This is a genomic window from Hydrogenimonas urashimensis (assembly GCF_016593255.1).
GTDB lineage: Bacteria > Campylobacterota > Campylobacteria > Campylobacterales > Hydrogenimonadaceae > Hydrogenimonas > Hydrogenimonas urashimensis.
In genome coordinates, this window is sequence record NZ_AP023212.1 from 267,063 (window position 1) to 281,981 (window position 14,919).

Genomic DNA, 14,919 nt, shown 5'->3' on the forward strand with positions numbered 1-14,919 from the left:
ACAACGCGAATGAAAATGAAAATTCTGTCGGCACTTTTCGGTGCAGCTCTGTTGATTGCAGGATGCAGCAACAAGGTGGAAGAGAAGCCCGTGGTGGAGATCAAGAAGGGCAAGGTGGCTCCCGCCATCGAGATCGGAAAACCTTTCGTTTCCGGCACTCTCAAGGACCAGTTCGGTAAAAAGGGGCAGGTAACGGGAGAGACTAAAAAGGTGATCATCGTCTTCGGCAAAGCGACCGGGCACCTGGTCAAAGAGTATCTCAACACGAAACCCGACGACTATCTGGACAAAAAACGGGTTGTTTTCATCGCCGATGTCAGCGGTATGCCATCGATGATCCTCAAGTATGTCGCTCTGCCGGACCTGCAGAAACACCGATACTCGATCTTTCTGATCCGCGACAAAAAGGCGTCGGAGAAGTTTAGAAACGAAAAGTACAGAGACTACATTATGGTGATCGACCTGGATGACGGCCTCATCGAAGATGTGGAGTTCGTCACGACCCCCAAAGACCTTGAAGAGGCGATCGACTGAAAAGCTCGCCCTTTTCAAGGCGTTTCCCCTTTCGGAGAATTCCCATAGATCCCCGCGACGCTTTCCTCTTTTTTCACAAACCCATGCGCGATTAAGTCCGTTTCAAATGAAATGGCGTTAAAATGGAAAAAAGAGGCCTTCCATGCTCAAAATCCTTCCTTTCTACTTCATGGCTGCTCTGCTGGCCGGCCTGTTTCGCTACTGGTTCGGATTTTTTCCCCTCGCTCATGCGCTCTTTCTCGGATTGGGATCGGCCTGGTTCGCTTCACTTTTCTATCGGCAGGAGCGAACTGCCGGGAAAAGGACGGTTTTTGCAATCCTGGCGACCCTGCTCGTGGGGGAGCTGGCCGGATTCGGAATGGCTCAGCCCTGGTTCGATCCCCTCGGATGGCTATCGAGGGTTCTGCAGAGCGACACGACGGAAGAGATTTTCGGCCTGGCGCTGATGGGAGGGCGCATCGGGCGTAATTTCCAACTGGGAACGGGGGGAGGTTTCTGGGTTCTTTTTAATCTCATCGACGCCCTTTTTCTTCTCTTTTTCGTGATGACGGGCGTGAACACCTTCGTGTACAGGAAGCGGGGATGAACGCGATGATGAAAAAAATCACCGCCGTTACGCTTCTTGGTTCGGGGGTGCTGCTTCTTGTGTATCTGGGCGGATTCGATGCGGCCCGCGAACTGGAGGAAGCCGAATGGGCCTACCGCCACTTCGATTGCGACCAGGCGATCCGTCATGCACGGCGCGCCGCCTACTCGCAAGAGGGCAAAACAGCGGCCCGGGCATGGACAATCGCGGCGAAAGCCTCCGAAAGATGCGGCCGTAACACAGTGGCGTCCATCTATATCGAAAAGGCGATCGCCTCCGACGCCCGATGCGCAAAGTGCTACCTTTTCAGGGGGGATTTACGATACAAAGCAAAAAAGTACAAAGATGCGATAGAGGATTACAGCAGGGCATTCGTGCAGATTTCCCCGTTCCGGCGGGATGAAGCCGCTTTTTACCTGGCACGTCGCGGCATCAGCCTGCTGCGGGTGGGCCGCGTGAAAGAGGGATGCAGCGATGCCAGGAGTGCCACAGGAAGCGATCCCTCCTCGCCGCTCGCCCATTTTGCAAAAAGTTTCTGCCTGGAAAAATCGGGACATTTGCAAGCGGCGCTGAAGGAAGCGCAGAAAGGCTATGAGCTGGGCATGCTAAGTCGCGACTTCCTTTCACAGGAGGGGAGCGAATGGGCGAAATACCTCTCCCGCCTTGCGCTCGCCGCTGCCAAAAAGTGAGTCACACGCCAATCTGCATGAAATCGTAGGCGATATCGACTTTGCCGCTGAAATATCTCTTCGCTTCGTCCAGAAGTTCCGAAATTCTGTCGTTTTTGTCGTACCGTGGGCTGATATGATTTAATATCAAATGATCGACGCCCATCTGTTCGGCGGCGAGGGAAAGCTGCTTGGCGGTCGTGTGAAGAAACTTTCTCGGAAGCCGGTCGAAGTCGGCCTGGGTGTAGGTGGCTTCGTGGATCATCAGGTCGAAAGGGGCGTAGGGCGCGAAGAGGAGGGGGGCGTCGTTGTCCCCGCCGATGACGATCCGTTTGCCTCGGGTAGGAGGCCCGACGAGCGTGCTTCCTTCGATGGTGGATCCGTCCGGAAGGGTGATGGACTCTCCCCGTTTCAGGCGGGCGAAGAGGGGGCCTTCGGGAATACCGAGACTCCTGGCTTTCTCGGCGTCGAAATGGCCGGGTCTGTCATCGAACGAGATGACGAAGCCGAAGGAGACAATGGAGTGGGAAAGGGCGACGACATCGATCTTGAATCCTTCGTACCGCAGGAGTGTGCCTTCAGAAATCTCGAAAATCTTCAGATCGAAGGGGAGGTTGAGCTGCGAAAGATGCATCACGTTTTCCAGCAGTTCCCGCAAGCCTGGAGGCCCGTAGATCTCAAGGGCAGATTCACAGCGCTGCATTCCTTTGGAGGCCAAAAGTCCGCAAAGACCGTAGACATGGTCACCGTGCAAGTGGGTGATGAAAATCCTGGAGAGGTGATAGGCGCTCAGTGATGTGTTCATGATTCGGTGCTGCGTTCCCTCCCCGCAGTCAAAAAGCATCCACTCTTTGCTGTTTTCAAGCTGCAGAGCCAGCGCCGAGACATTGCGTGTTCGTGTCGGCACACCCGCCGAGGTACCAAGAAACGTTATCGTGTGCATGCAACTCCTTCATTGATAGGGGGGTGGTCCCCGCATTTTCCTCTCACTCCGCATCCTTTGCTATTTCGTCCATCACGCTCGCCGCCTCCCTGAGTCGCTCTTTGTCGAAGTGGGTATAGATGCGTGAAGTGTCGAGACTGGCATGACCAAGCGCCTCCTGGACCAGTACCAGGTCTTTCTTCTTGAGGTAGAGCATCGTGGCGAATGTGTGCCGAAGCATGTGGGCGCCGTTTTTTTCCTTGCGAATTCCCGCCTGCATCAGGATCTTCTCGACGATACGGCTCACGTAGGCCTGGGTGAGGAGAGTGCCCTTTTTGTTGCAGAAGAGCAGGTCCCCATCGCACTTGCGAAGAAGGAGCCACTCCTGGAGATATTTTTTAATATGAGACTGTTTGATCATGACGACACGCGCTTTGTTGCCCTTGCCGACGATACGGATGAGATAGACCTCGCCTTCGGGGATCAGGTCTTTGGTTTTAAGCTGCAGGGCCTCTCCGACACGGATGCCGGTAAAGAGTATCAGTTTGATAAGCATCCGGTTTCTGGCGGCAACGGCGCGTTGAAAGGGGTGGGTTTCGATCGCTTCGATGAATCGCTCGACTTCGGCTTCTTGCATGTAGGCCGGAAGTTTGGTACCGCTTTTGCCCCCCAGGCCGCCCCAGTTCTTGAGTTCTATGCCGAAATGGTGCGCCGAACCGTCTTTTTCGGCATTCTGTTTGTCGATATAACCGAAAAAGTTGATCATGGCGATACGGTAGTTCTTTTTCGTCGCGTCCGACAGTCCCGCCGTGGCGGAGGCCAGAAAGTCGCTGAGAAGCTCTTCGTCTATCTCCTTCATACTCGCCGGTCCCATGGCTGCCAGGTAACCGTAGAGCTTCTCCAGGGGCTTGTAATAGGTGTTGATACCGATCAGCCCCGCATTTCGGGCTTCCTTTGAAAGACGCGAGAGCGTTTCGATGGAATCGACGCCGCGTCGCAATCGGCCGATGATACGTGCCAGTGCCTGAGAATCTTTCACCTGACGGTTGGAGAGAGAGTTGAGTTTGGAGTGCATGTACCGACTCATCCAAAAGAGCAGAGTACGCTCGAAACGATCTTCGCAGTCAAGAGGATAGCGCATACAAATCCTTAGCAGGCGGACAGCGGGACGCTCACTCTGTTCGCTTGGCAAGTTTGGAATAAACACAGATTTCTGTGTCATTGTACCCGCCAAAGGCGTGGAGCGATTGTCCCGCTCGCCGTTTTGTAAAAAGTATTGAAAACTATAATTTTCAAACTATATTCTATCGACTCTCCCATTAAGAAATCCTTGCGAAATGTTATATGAACAGTCGTTAATGCTTGCATTCAAGAGATATTAACGATTGTTCATGTATTATTATTGAAAAAGAACGCCCGTTCATGTGATTATGAACAATCGTTAATGCCAATGGATCCCCAAATCAAGGAGTTTCTGACAATGCCTAAACAGACGAACACCAAGCAGAAAATCATCGAAGCGGCGATCGATCTGATTGCAAAATTTGGATACAGAGGCGCTTCGGTACGCAAAATCGCGAAAGAAGTGGGAATCAGAGAGAGTGCGATCTACAACCATTTCAAAAACAAAGAGGAGATTCTCAAACAGATCATCGCCGAGATATTCGTCACCCCTTTTGAATTCAAAGATATCGAAGAGAAAGCGAAAAGAGGCAAATCGTTTTTACGGGAATTCGTGGTGGCTTACAAGCTGATCGCTTTCGACAAAAAGAAGGAGAAGCTGTTTCGTGTGCTTGTGATCGAACTCTTTCAGAACCGGGCTTTGAGGGAGAGTTTTATCCAGGAGTTTCACCAGAAGGATATCCAGCAGATTTCCCAGGCTTTTTTTATCATGATGCAAAACGGCATGATCCGCTCCGGCGATCCGATGTTCATGGCTCAGGAGTTTCTCGCTCCCCTCTTCTACATACGTCTGCAGGTTTCGCTTTTGCGAATCGATGCCAAACCGACGACATCGGTCTCAACGCAGTTTGAGAAACATGTCGACTTCTTCTGGGAATCGGTGGCGCAGTGAAGGGAACGGCCAGCGGCCTTTTGGCAGAGAATCCGGCGGCGCATAGAACGCGGGATTTCAATGCGGTATCAGGCGTATACGATGTAGCGGATGGAGGCTGCCTGGAGTTTTGAGAGATTCTCTTCATGAACTCCGGTGATGATAAGCTCGATATCGAGACTTCCCAAAAGTGTCAAGAGTGCATTTTTGGAAGCGGTATCAAGATCGAGGAAGGAGTTTTCGCTCATTTTGACATAGGCGGGTGCACTGTATTTAAGATAGCTGTACTCCCCTCTTTCGGCACTGAAACGGCTGATACCGAAACGGACGCCGTACTCCTTGAGTGTCATGGAGACATGTTCTACAACAATCGGTTCGAGAGCCAGTATGTCGTGTTCCGAAATTTCGACGTAGAGTTTTCCCCTGTGGTTTTCCGCTATCTCTTTGACCGTATCTTCGAAAATGAAGAGCTTGTCGCTTTCTTGAAGCATATCGGCGATCATTTCGAAAGCGATCGTCTCCTCTTTGAAACGGTGTTTTTTCATATAGTCGAATTCGAAGTTCAGAAGATCCTGCTCCAATCCAAGTTCCACAACGGCGGGAACGTATTCGCCGTATCGGATGGTTCGGCCCTCGTGGATGATATCGAACGAAAGGATGTGGCTCGCCTCTTTTTGCTGTTTGAGATCGACAACCGGAGTCATAACTGGCTTGAGGTGTCCCTCCCTGAGGGCTTTTGTTATGATTTCCCGCCACTCTGTCTTTCCCGCCGCGGGCCGGTTTTCGTCCGATTCAAAGACCACGATGCGGTCCTCGTTGTACATTGCCGCATCGGTGAGCGCCGAATCGACACAGCTTAGAAGCTTGCTCATGGGCATCTTCCTGACATATTCGCAGATTCCGACACTTAGAGTGAGAAGATTGCGAAGGCCGTATCTCTCGCACAGCAGCATATGTTTTCCAATGATGCTTTTGGCGAGATCTTTGGCCGTTTGGGCATTGTAGACAGGCAGCAGCAGGGCGAATTCCGTACCGTTGATCCGGCAGATGAGCGGTTCATGAACCAGTTCACTCTCCTGCTTGAGAATTTTTGCAAACTCCAAAAGCAGTTCATCCATCTTTTTGTGCCCTATTTTTCTGTTTCCCTCCACCACCCCGTTCATACGGATCATCATCAAGGATCCCCGGGAGCGGGTATCGTTGGCCATCAGGTATTCGGGAAGTTTGAGCTGGAAATAGCGCCGGTTGAAAAGATCGGTCGCCTGGTCGAGATAGAGCATCTCCTGACTCTCTTTCATCGCTTCGGAACTGCGCACATAGAGCTCTTTGACCCGTTTGACCATCGAGTTCATCGCAAGCACCACGTTTTTGAGTTCCACCGTGGAGGGGATCTCCTTCTGGATGATGAAGCGGTTATGTATGACCCCTTCCGCTTGGTTTTTTATGTTCTCCAGCGAGCGCAGAACGACACGCAGAACGAGGTTGAGAAGCAGGAGTCCCAGGATGCCGAAGATCACGAAAAGGGCGATCGTGTAGAAAAAGAGTCCGTAAAGCTCTCGATAGGCGGCGCTTCGGTCTGCCTGAACCAGGAGATTGAGAAATTTGCTATGGTCCTCCTCCAGGACATCGGTAGCGATGGGTGCCTTTATCTGCACCAATTCGACGAACCATTCGGGTACCTCTTTGAGATCGGCACGTTTGATTCGTTTGTACAGAGTGGCATTTTGCATGTCCTTGAGTTCGATCAGACCAAATTTGCCGCTGCCAAACAGGGCGTCGACGACGGTTTTCATCTCCTTTTCGTCATCGATGACGGGTTTGAGAGAGCGGGTCAGCGCATGCGCCGCACTTTTTGCATCTGCCGCCAGCTGCTCTTCGAAAAACCCTTTCGACTTGACGAAGTAGATGCCCAGAACGCTTCCGAGGAGAAAAAGTAGAAGAAGTGAGACGACGATACCGATCTGTTTGGTGAGTGACACGGCGACCCCTTTGGCGGTAGAGTGAGGCGAATTATAAATTGTATAGTGCGTAACATAAGATTGTATATAAATATCGGTAATTGTATTCTTAATATTAGGTTGGGGCCTCCCGGGAAGAGACCCCTCACTGTTGGGGCTGATAGGGGATCAGTTCGAAGCCGATCGAACGAAGATAGAAGATGCCGCCGTCGAGATTGACGACATTGTAACCCTGCTGTCGGAGGAAATTGGTCACCATCCGGGTACGGCTTCCCGTTCTGCAGATGAGACCGACCAGCGACTCTTTGTCCGCTATCTTTTCATAGGCCTCCATGAATTTGTCGATATCGTAATTGCCGTAGGCGTCGAAAAAGGTGATGCACGCCGCACCCGGTACGATACCGGTCTGCCGCCATTCCGGCTCGGTACGGATATCGATGATCTTCATCACGCCGCTTTCGAGCATCTTGGCAGTAGGGCGCAGATGGATCGCGTTGCTGATTTCTTCGGGAGTCATTGTTTTCCTTTTGTCGAAATTTTGAAACCGACATTTTATCATCAATTCCGAGTTTTCAATCGCGGAGCAGACTCTTTGCCGGAACCGTCCGCCCTGCTTTTTTCAGCAGTTGCCTGTAATGGTCCACCCCCATGAAGCTCTTTTCGAGCCGCCATCTCAGGATGAATTCGACAATCTCCCCTTTGAGGCTCTCGTCGAGCTGTTCCACCCGGCCGAAGTAGCGGAGGCTGATGTTCTTGGCCCGCTTTCTCCCCTCCTCTTCCACGTAGGTGATGGCGATGATCTGCGCATATTTGCCCTCGCTGATTTTTCCCAGACTCTCCCCTCCCAGGGAGATGCCCGAAAGATTGATCGCCTTGAAAGCGAAAAGATCCTTAAAAGCCGGAACTTTCTCTTTCAGCCTAAGCGTTTCGTAGAGAGCTTTCAGCCGGTTGAGATTTTTCTTTCGTTCGATTTCGTAGGTGGATATGGCGGTGGCTTTGTCGGCGAGTGCTTTGAGGCGGTCGAGTTTGTCGGACATTTCAGCTCCATATTAAAGAATATCATCAATATTCTATCGCGTTTTTATGGTAAAATCAAACCACTTCCCAGGAAGGATGCCAAATGCCCATACGAACCCCCTATCTCGCAACGGACAGTGTCATCGAATGCTTCAACGAGATGGACGAATTCGAAGGAATCGTACTGATCGAGCGAAAAAACGCCCCCCATGGCCTCGCACTTCCCGGCGGTTTCGTCGATGTCGGAGAGAGAGTCGAAGATGCCTGCCGCAGGGAGATGAAAGAGGAGACCGGGCTTGATGTCAAGCTGCAGCATCTGCTCGGAGTCTACTCCGACCCCGAGCGCGATCCCCGTTTTCACAGTGTCTCGGTGGTCTACGTGAGCCGCGCCCGGGGTCTGCCTGTCGGGGGAGACGATGCGAAAACGGCCCATCTTTTCCATTTTTCCCGCATCCCCTGGGAGAAGCTCGTTTTCGACCACGAAAAGATTTTGCGCGATTATTTAGAGTACAAGGACAGATGTTAAATGGATTACCTATCGATTACCGGCCCGTCACGACTTGGCGGTGAAATTTCGATTGCAGGGGCGAAAAATGCCGCTCTGCCGCTCATGGCCGCCACGCTCCTGTGCGACGCTCCCGTTGTCATCAACAACATCCCCGACGTTGCGGATATACGGACGCTGCTGAAACTCTTCGACAAACTCGGCAGCAAATTTCTCTTCGAGGACCATACACTGACGATCGACAACGAAGCGGTCAACAACACGACGGCCACCTACGATATCGTTAAGACAATGCGCGCTTCCATTCTGGTGCTCGGTCCTCTGCTTGCCCGGTTCGGACGGTGCGAAGTGAGTCTTCCGGGCGGATGCGCCATCGGTCAGCGCCCCATCGATCTGCACCTCAAGGCCCTCGAGCAGATGGGGGCGATCATAGAAATCAAAAACGGGTACGTGGTCGCCACGGCGCCGGAAGGATTGCAAGGAACCCGTATCATTTTCGACAAAATCACCGTCACAGGCAGCGAAAACATCATCATGGCGGCCGCTCTCGCCAAAGGAAAGAGCGAACTGATCAATGTGGCCAAAGAGCCGGAAGTGGTGCAGCTATGCGAAGTGCTTCATGCCGCTGGGGTTGAAATCGAGGGAATCGGCGGAGATGAACTGATTATTCACGGGACCGACAGAGAGCCGGTCTGTTTCGAGGAGTTTTCAATCATTCCGGACCGTATCGAGGCGGGGACCTACCTCTGCGCGGCGGCCATTACCTACAGTAGCGTCACACTCAACCATGTACGTCCCGACCATCTCGACGCGGTGACGGCCAAACTTCATGAAGCGGGCTGCCGAGTGGAGAGCGATGAGAACACAATGACACTCTACCCCGCGGCGCGGCTCAAGGCGTTTGAAATCTCCACGACGGAGTACCCGGGGTTCCCGACCGACATGCAGGCGCAGTTCATGGCGCTTGCAACCCAGGCGGAAGGTGTGAGCATTATCGAAGAGCGCCTGTTCGAAAACCGTTTCATGCACGTCAGCGAGCTGCAGCGTCTGGGAGCGAGTATCCATCTTAAAGGTCATACCGCCACCCTCAACGGACCGATCCAGCTGCTTGGCGCCGATGTCATGGCGACCGACCTGCGCGCAAGCAGCGCCCTGGTGCTCGGCGGACTCGCTGCCAGCGGCGTGACCAATGTCCATCGTATCTACCATCTCGACCGCGGATACGAAGCTCTTCACGAAAAATTGAAATGTCTTGGAGCAAAGATAGAGAGGCTGAAAGAGTAGCCGGGCCTACTCTTCCTCTTCGAAGATGATGATTTCGTAATTGTTTTTCGCGACCATGGCGCGATGGCTTGGAATGGTGGCATGGCTGTGCGCCTTTTCGAGCTCTTCGCGAAGAGAGTCGATCTCTTTTTGCATCGCATCGATCTTCTCTTTGAGCTGCATGATAATGTCCACACCCGCCAGGTTCACTCCCAAATCCCGTGTCAGACGCAGAATGAGTTTGATACGGTCGATATCCCGCTGAGAATAAAGACGCATGCGTCCTTGCGTACGTGACGGTTCGATGAGCCCTTCCCTCTCGTACTGCCGGAGTGTCTGCGGATGGATGTTCAGAACCTTCGCCACCACACTGATCAGATAGACCGGTTCGTCATAGCTGTGCATCATTCACCTCCCGGTAGTTTTTCTTCCATCATTTTAGCAAGTTCCGGATCGAGCTCTTCGACTTTGGGCAGAAGGATGTTGGCGATGAGGTAGAGATCGCCTTTCGTCTTGGTTTTGCGATTCGTCGCACCCAGCCCTTTGACGCGAAACTTTTGCCCGTTCTTCGTGTTTTTTGGCACTTTCAGCGTGATCTCCTTCTCCAGCGTGGGCACTTTGATCTTTCCGCCGAACATCGCTGTTTTCAAAGGAATGTCGATGGTTTTGTAAAGGTTGTCGCCTTTGCGCTCGTACTCCGGACTGGGCGCCACTTCGATCTTCAATAACAGGTCGCCACGCTGTCCGTTGTAACTTTTGCCTTTACCTCGGATGCGCAGGGTTTCGCCCGTTTTCACGCCGGCGGGTATGCGAATGTCGAAAGATTCGCCGTTGATCGAAATATTGTGGGTACCGCCCTGTACCGCCGTGTTGAAGGGAATCGTGATTTTGGCATGAATATCAAGATCGGGGGCCCCCATGCCTCCCATGTCGAAACCGCCGAATCCACCGCTGCTGAAACCGCCGAATCCTCCTCTTGCGGAGCCTCCGAATCCTCCGAAACCGCCTCCGCCGAAAATATTGCGCAGAATCTCTTCAAGGTCGACATTGCCGCCCTGTCCCTGCGCGAAATCGTGGAAACTCTGGCCGCCGAACATCTGGTCACCGAACTGGTCGTACTGTTTTTTCTTTTCCGGGTCGCTCAGGACCTCGTAGGCGGCATTGATCTCTTTGAATTTCTCTTCCGCACCCGGATCTTTGTTGATATCGGGATGGTATTTTCTCGCTAATTTCCGATAGGCACGTTTGATTTCGTCGGCGCTCGCATTTTCGCTGACGCCCAATGTTTCGTAGAGGCTTTTGCTCATGCCCACTCCTTTGATTACATTACATAGACTCTTTTTAGAGTTTTTTTAAGGAATTTTATCATAAATCTTTAGTCTATGTCAATCAACTTTGAGCGGAAAAGCACCTATTTACGGCTATTTTTTTGAAAAAAAAGGAGTCGTAGGCAGTGAGGAGTGAAACAGACGGGAGGAACTTCACGGGCATACCTCTCGTAGTCATCGCCGAACTTTCTGCGGCACTCCCTCTCTTCCAAAGTGAGAACCATGACGACGATGAACACCATCTCCACAGGTGCCACGATCGTGATGAAAGCGGGTGAACCGACGACAAAGGCGAGCGCCAGCGGCACGAGCGTAAGACCAAAGAGCATCGGGTGGCGCATATGGGCGTATATGCCGGTAGTGACGAGCCGGTCGGTTTCGAGCCTCGGCACATCGGGTGAAGATTTGCCGCTTTTTGCCAGCTCCCTGCCGCCGGCCGCCGCAGCTTTGAAGGCAAGCGCCATCAGCCCAATGCCCGCCGGAAAAGAGAGCAGATGCCATATCCATGAGAAGAAAAGTTCCCGAAAATGCCGAAGATCGAGCCAGATGCCCAGACAAGTGCCGCCTATGAGCAAAAGAGCCCAAAGAAGCAGTCGCACAACGACAGAAAAAGATGTGTTGATTCTCAAAAGCATTCCTTTTGCATGAATGTCCCGTATTCCCTGCCGATTATAACTTAACAATTTAATGCCGAGATAGCTTCCGGAGTTTGCTATAATAACATTCGATTTTCCTGCAACACTCTTCGCATGCACCCATAGCTCAGCTGGATAGAGCGTCGGATTCCGGTTCCGAAGGCCTGAGGTTCGAATCCTCATGGGTGTACCACCCATCGTTCGCCTTGAATAATGATGTCCGATTTTACAAACTGATGTTACAAAATATCCCCGTTTTTCGAGAACGGCCCTAGCCGTTGTCTACCGATCTCTTCGTTTTGCGGCGTATCGCAGAAAGGCAATAGTTTGATAGAATAGTCCCAACAAAAAAAGAGAGGTTTTTCATGCTGTTCGATTACACCCAGACCGACCCGAAACTCAACTACAAGCTCATGAGCCAGACCATCATTCCCCGTCCCATCGCATGGATTGTCACCGAAAATGAAGGCGTTGTCAATGTGGCGCCTTTTAGCTATTTCACGGGACTCTCCTCCAAGCCCCCTACGATGATCGTTTCAATCGGTCACAAAAGCGGCGGCATGCCCAAAGATACGCTGGCCAATCTGCACAAAAGCGGCAAATGCACCGTCTGTATGGTAAAACCGGAGCATCTTGAGTGGATGCATCTAAGCTCTAAGGAGATGGCGGACGATCAAAGCGAAGCGGAAAAATTCGGTATTCCGCTGGAGCGGAAGATAAAAGCCTTTCCCCCGATGGTGAAAAGCTCGCCCGTCGCCTTCTTTTGCGAGCTCTACCAGGAGACCGACCTGAAGGGAAGCAAAACGATTCCGCTGGTCCTAGAGATCAAACAGCAGTATATCGACGACGGGTGCATCGTGGACAATGAGCGTTTGACGGTGAAGTTCGAAGCCCTCGCGCGAGTGGGCCGAAGCTATGCCCGCATAGGCGAGGAGTTGAGCGCTCCGGATATTCCGTAAAAGGTCACCACGACCCCCCTCCCCCGCCGCCGCCACCGCCGCCGGAAAAGCTTCCCCCGCCCGAGCCGCCTCCGCTGCTCGTGCGGGTCTGGGCCGTGTCGCTGAATTTTTCCAACGATCGGTCCAGATGCAGCAGTGTTTGCCTGTTTCCATCGAACCATGCCGGTGTGGAAGCCTCCAGGAGCGCATAAAATTTCAGCCAGTGGTCAGCGACGCTGAATACCATGGCATAGGGGAGTGCCCTGTCCAGATAGGCGGGATCTTTTTCGAGAAAACGTTTAAGCTCATCCTCCTTGACCCGTTTGATGAACTCCTTGAAACCGAGCAGATGCCGATAGGCTTCGGCCCCTTTGCGCGTGTAGACTCCCATGTATTTGGCGAAAAAGAGAACAGGAAGCAGGCCGATAAGCAGAATGACCAGCGGCATGGTAAAGAAAAGATGCAGCCCTCCGGCCTCGGCGACTATGGAGACGCCGATCGCTATCGGCACCAGAACGAAGCCGATACCCACGATTCTTGAGGCAAGATCTTTCTGAAACATGATGAGCATGAAACCCGCGACGAGAAAAACCGATAAGAAAAGAAGAGGCAGAATGACTTCAAATCCCCCGATCATCCGGGCGCTCTGGTAGGCGGCGAGGGCCATGAACGGGAGCATAACGCTGAAAGCCTTCCCGATGAAACGGATACGTGCCCTGGAGGGATTTTCCTGCATGTAGCCTTTTTGCCAGGACCATTCGTAAAGCGACCCGTTGATCTTTTCGTACCCTCTTTGAAACCGTTTCGCCCGGCTGTCGGAACGTTCGATCAGCACGAAGCGGTCACTGTAGGGAAAGAGAAGTTCGTTCAACACGATTCTGTACTCTTTCGAAAGGTTTCCGGTCTCTTTTTTTTGGCGGATAAGGACGATTTGCTCACTTTCGAACGCCCTGCCGACGAGGGGGAGGCTCGCCAGAAGATTGTCGGTGGGCTCTTCTTTGATGCGCAAATAGCCCATTCGGGCCAGATCGATGATGGCAGCCGCGATATCTTTGTTGTCGGCGAACTGGTCGATCAGAAGTCCGGCTTGAAGCACATCGATGTTTTCCGGAGGCTGGTACATCGGCGCGATCGCGCCGATGGCGGGATCTTTTCCGTGCCGGTACCAGTAGTTAAAAAGCCCCGCGGTATAAAAAAGTAGGAAGATCCATGGCCAGCGGTATTGGACCCACCCCCATACACCTTCGTTGAAATCGCCGCTTTGTCCAAGCGCTTCTTTTTCAAAGGCGAGCTCCACCGTCAATCCCTCGTGGGGCCTGAGTGAGTCGATGGTGGCTTCATAGAGTCGGGCACCACTTTTTTCTATTTTGGCGCGTGTGGCTATACTGCCGTAGGGGCCGCTGAATGTGCGGGGAGTCACGCTTTGCTGTGCCAGTTTTTCGGGAACGCGGATCATGACATGGACATTGTGGATGGGCACCTCCCACCCCGTACCGATGGCGTTCCAGCGCATCGCATCCCTTCCGTCATCCATACGGAGTATGCCGTGGGCGACCCGGTAATCGATGGTGTAGCGGTGCAGACCGGTCAGAAAAATGTCGCCGCGGCCTATTTTGAGCCGGACCATGGCGCCCGCGTCGCCCAATACATTCAGGGTCTCGAAGGGTTCCGGCGCATTGTCTCGCATGACGCGGAAATCGGCCAGGCCGATGGAGCGTGGGCCGTAGCGTCCCGTGACGTTTTTGGGGATGTCGCGGAAAATCCCGTGTCTTTGCGCCGTACCGAAATCGTAGTCGATGATCTCTTCGACATCCAAAGAGCCGTCTTCGTGCAGGTCGATCGTCACATCGTACTGCCGGATCGATTCCGCAAAAAGCAGCAGTGCGAAGAGCTGAAAAAGAAGGAGCGCTCTCATAGGTCGATATCCGGCATTTTCCTTTCCGAAGGTTCCTCCAGTTCGAAATAGTCCCGCTCTTTGAAATTGAATTTGTTGGCCACCAGAAGGTCGGGGAACGAGTGGAGTTTGGCGTTGTAGTCACGGACAACCGCATTGTAGTAACGGCGGGCATTCTGTATCGCCTCCTCGATGGCGGAAAGTTCGTTTTGAAGCTTCGTAAACTGGGTGTCGGCCTTAAGCTCGGGATATGCCTCCGCCAGCGCGAAGAGGCCGCCCAGCGCATGCGTCAGAGCGTTCTGGGCCGCCGCCTTCTCTTTTATCTCTTTGGCATTTTCACATCGCTGCCTGGCCTCTATCACCTTTTCTAGCGTCTCCTGTTCGTAATTTTTGTAGGATTTGACCGTTTTGACCAGTGCCGGTATCAGGTTGGCACGCCGTTTGAGCTGCACGTCGATATCGGACCACGAGGAATCGATGGCGGCGCGAAGCGATACGAATTTGTTGTAGATGGCGATGAAGTAGAGAACGACGGCGGCGACGATGCCTAAAAAAATCCAGAGTCCCATGCTGCAATCCTTAAACTTTGATATCATATTATATCGGTCAACGGAGCGA

The 14,919-nt window shown here is 52.7% G+C and carries 17 protein-coding genes and 1 tRNA gene; 8 read left to right on the forward strand and 10 right to left on the reverse strand.

The features are described 5' to 3' along the window. The first annotated feature begins 9 nt into the window (after window positions 1-9). The 3 genes from JMG82_RS01350 (at window position 10) to JMG82_RS01360 (ending at window position 1,809) form a co-directional block, all read left to right on the forward strand. A complete protein-coding gene (locus JMG82_RS01350) occupies window positions 10-534 on the forward strand; it encodes a hypothetical protein (protein ID WP_201353150.1) in 525 nt (174 codons plus the stop codon). 142 nt (window positions 535-676) lie between these two features. Beyond that, on the forward strand, window positions 677-1,120 hold the full coding sequence (locus JMG82_RS01355) for a hypothetical protein (RefSeq protein WP_201353151.1): 444 nt from the start codon (window positions 677-679) through the stop codon (window positions 1,118-1,120). Further along, complete coding sequence (locus JMG82_RS01360) at window positions 1,117-1,809, forward strand: tetratricopeptide repeat protein (RefSeq protein ID WP_201353152.1); 693 nt, start codon at window positions 1,117-1,119, stop codon at window positions 1,807-1,809. The genes JMG82_RS01355 and JMG82_RS01360 overlap by 4 nt, the downstream gene beginning before the upstream one ends. 1 nt (window position 1,810) lies before the next feature. On the opposite strand, the gene rnz is transcribed toward JMG82_RS01360, so the two are convergent. Together rnz and JMG82_RS01370 are read right to left on the reverse strand one after the other, a co-directional pair. After that, window positions 1,811-2,731, reverse strand: coding sequence for a ribonuclease Z (gene rnz / locus JMG82_RS01365; RefSeq protein WP_201353153.1), 921 nt, complete (start codon window positions 2,729-2,731; stop codon window positions 1,811-1,813). 43 nt (window positions 2,732-2,774) lie between these two features. Further along, window positions 2,775-3,851 carry a tyrosine-type recombinase/integrase gene (locus JMG82_RS01370; RefSeq protein WP_201353154.1) on the reverse strand — a complete coding sequence of 359 codons (1,077 nt, stop codon included), beginning with the start codon at window positions 3,849-3,851 and terminating at the stop codon, window positions 2,775-2,777. Window positions 3,852-4,190: 339 nt separating this feature from the next. Here JMG82_RS01370 and JMG82_RS01375 point away from each other — a divergent pair, with 339 nt between their 5' ends. Continuing rightward, window positions 4,191-4,784, forward strand: coding sequence for a TetR/AcrR family transcriptional regulator (locus JMG82_RS01375; RefSeq protein WP_201353155.1), 594 nt, complete (start codon window positions 4,191-4,193; stop codon window positions 4,782-4,784). 68 nt (window positions 4,785-4,852) lie between these two features. On the opposite strand, the gene JMG82_RS01380 is transcribed toward JMG82_RS01375, so the two are convergent. The 3 genes from JMG82_RS01380 to JMG82_RS01390 form a co-directional block, all read right to left on the reverse strand. Next, complete coding sequence (locus JMG82_RS01380; protein ID WP_201353156.1) at window positions 4,853-6,742, reverse strand: bifunctional diguanylate cyclase/phosphodiesterase; 1,890 nt, start codon at window positions 6,740-6,742, stop codon at window positions 4,853-4,855. Window positions 6,743-6,866: 124 nt separating this feature from the next. Further along, window positions 6,867-7,238, reverse strand: coding sequence for a rhodanese-like domain-containing protein (locus JMG82_RS01385; RefSeq protein WP_201353157.1), 372 nt, complete (start codon window positions 7,236-7,238; stop codon window positions 6,867-6,869). 55 nt (window positions 7,239-7,293) lie between these two features. Next, complete coding sequence (locus tag JMG82_RS01390; RefSeq protein ID WP_201353158.1) at window positions 7,294-7,758, reverse strand: hypothetical protein; 465 nt, start codon at window positions 7,756-7,758, stop codon at window positions 7,294-7,296. Between the two features lie 83 nt (window positions 7,759-7,841). On the opposite strand from JMG82_RS01390, the gene JMG82_RS01395 reads away from it, so the two are divergent. Further along, the gene (locus JMG82_RS01395; protein ID WP_201353159.1) at window positions 7,842-8,264 is read left to right on the forward strand and encodes an NUDIX domain-containing protein; all 423 of its coding nucleotides are present in this window, start codon (window positions 7,842-7,844) and stop codon (window positions 8,262-8,264) included. After that, a complete protein-coding gene (gene murA, locus JMG82_RS01400) occupies window positions 8,265-9,527 on the forward strand; it encodes a UDP-N-acetylglucosamine 1-carboxyvinyltransferase (protein WP_201353160.1) in 1,263 nt (420 codons plus the stop codon). 6 nt (window positions 9,528-9,533) lie between these two features. Here the strand turns inward: murA and JMG82_RS01405 are convergent, their stop codons facing one another. The 3 genes from JMG82_RS01405 to JMG82_RS01415 all read right to left on the reverse strand — a co-directional run bounded on the left by JMG82_RS01405 (window position 9,534) and on the right by JMG82_RS01415 (window position 11,463). Then, window positions 9,534-9,911, reverse strand: coding sequence for a heat shock protein transcriptional repressor HspR (locus tag JMG82_RS01405; protein WP_283242324.1), 378 nt, complete (start codon window positions 9,909-9,911; stop codon window positions 9,534-9,536). After that, a complete protein-coding gene (locus tag JMG82_RS01410) occupies window positions 9,911-10,813 on the reverse strand; it encodes a DnaJ C-terminal domain-containing protein (protein WP_201353162.1) in 903 nt (300 codons plus the stop codon). Before JMG82_RS01410 ends, JMG82_RS01405 begins: the two co-directional genes overlap by 1 nt. 104 nt (window positions 10,814-10,917) lie before the next feature. Then, window positions 10,918-11,463: a methyltransferase family protein gene (locus JMG82_RS01415; protein WP_201353163.1), complete on the reverse strand. Its 546-nt coding sequence runs from the start codon at window positions 11,461-11,463 to the stop codon at window positions 10,918-10,920. A gap of 122 nt (window positions 11,464-11,585) precedes the next feature. On the opposite strand from JMG82_RS01415, the gene JMG82_RS01420 reads away from it, so the two are divergent. Further along, window positions 11,586-11,662: transfer RNA gene (locus JMG82_RS01420), tRNA-Arg, on the forward strand. A 172-nt stretch (window positions 11,663-11,834) separates the two neighbouring features. Continuing rightward, window positions 11,835-12,428, forward strand: a complete 594-nt coding sequence (locus JMG82_RS01425; RefSeq protein ID WP_201353164.1) for a flavin reductase family protein — start codon at window positions 11,835-11,837, stop codon at window positions 12,426-12,428. A gap of 4 nt (window positions 12,429-12,432) precedes the next feature. Here JMG82_RS01425 and JMG82_RS01430 read toward each other — a convergent pair whose 3' ends face one another. Both JMG82_RS01430 and JMG82_RS01435 read right to left on the reverse strand, forming a co-directional pair. Next, the gene (locus tag JMG82_RS01430) at window positions 12,433-14,322 is read right to left on the reverse strand and encodes a DUF2207 domain-containing protein (RefSeq protein WP_201353165.1); all 1,890 of its coding nucleotides are present in this window, start codon (window positions 14,320-14,322) and stop codon (window positions 12,433-12,435) included. Further along, on the reverse strand, window positions 14,319-14,870 hold the full coding sequence (locus JMG82_RS01435; RefSeq protein WP_201353166.1) for a LemA family protein: 552 nt from the start codon (window positions 14,868-14,870) through the stop codon (window positions 14,319-14,321). The genes JMG82_RS01430 and JMG82_RS01435 overlap by 4 nt, the downstream gene beginning before the upstream one ends. Window positions 14,871-14,919: the final 49 nt, after the last annotated feature.

Coding starts and splice junctions, on each gene's coding strand:
- JMG82_RS01350 (WP_201353150.1), top strand. CDS start 10: ATGAAAATGAAAATTCTGTCGGCACTTTTCGGTGCAGCTCTGTTGATT.
- JMG82_RS01355 (WP_201353151.1), top strand. CDS start 677: ATGCTCAAAATCCTTCCTTTCTACTTCATGGCTGCTCTGCTGGCCGGC.
- JMG82_RS01360 (WP_201353152.1), top strand. CDS start 1,117: ATGAACGCGATGATGAAAAAAATCACCGCCGTTACGCTTCTTGGTTCG.
- rnz (WP_201353153.1), bottom strand. CDS start 2,731: ATGCACACGATAACGTTTCTTGGTACCTCGGCGGGTGTGCCGACACGA.
- JMG82_RS01370 (WP_201353154.1), bottom strand. CDS start 3,851: ATGCGCTATCCTCTTGACTGCGAAGATCGTTTCGAGCGTACTCTGCTC.
- JMG82_RS01375 (WP_201353155.1), top strand. CDS start 4,191: ATGCCTAAACAGACGAACACCAAGCAGAAAATCATCGAAGCGGCGATC.
- JMG82_RS01385 (WP_201353157.1), bottom strand. CDS start 7,238: ATGACTCCCGAAGAAATCAGCAACGCGATCCATCTGCGCCCTACTGCC.
- JMG82_RS01390 (WP_201353158.1), bottom strand. CDS start 7,758: ATGTCCGACAAACTCGACCGCCTCAAAGCACTCGCCGACAAAGCCACC.
- JMG82_RS01395 (WP_201353159.1), top strand. CDS start 7,842: ATGCCCATACGAACCCCCTATCTCGCAACGGACAGTGTCATCGAATGC.
- murA (WP_201353160.1), top strand. CDS start 8,265: ATGGATTACCTATCGATTACCGGCCCGTCACGACTTGGCGGTGAAATT.
- JMG82_RS01405 (WP_283242324.1), bottom strand. CDS start 9,911: ATGCACAGCTATGACGAACCGGTCTATCTGATCAGTGTGGTGGCGAAG.
- JMG82_RS01410 (WP_201353162.1), bottom strand. CDS start 10,813: ATGAGCAAAAGCCTCTACGAAACATTGGGCGTCAGCGAAAATGCGAGC.
- JMG82_RS01425 (WP_201353164.1), top strand. CDS start 11,835: ATGCTGTTCGATTACACCCAGACCGACCCGAAACTCAACTACAAGCTC.
- JMG82_RS01430 (WP_201353165.1), bottom strand. CDS start 14,322: ATGAGAGCGCTCCTTCTTTTTCAGCTCTTCGCACTGCTGCTTTTTGCG.
- JMG82_RS01435 (WP_201353166.1), bottom strand. CDS start 14,870: ATGGGACTCTGGATTTTTTTAGGCATCGTCGCCGCCGTCGTTCTCTAC.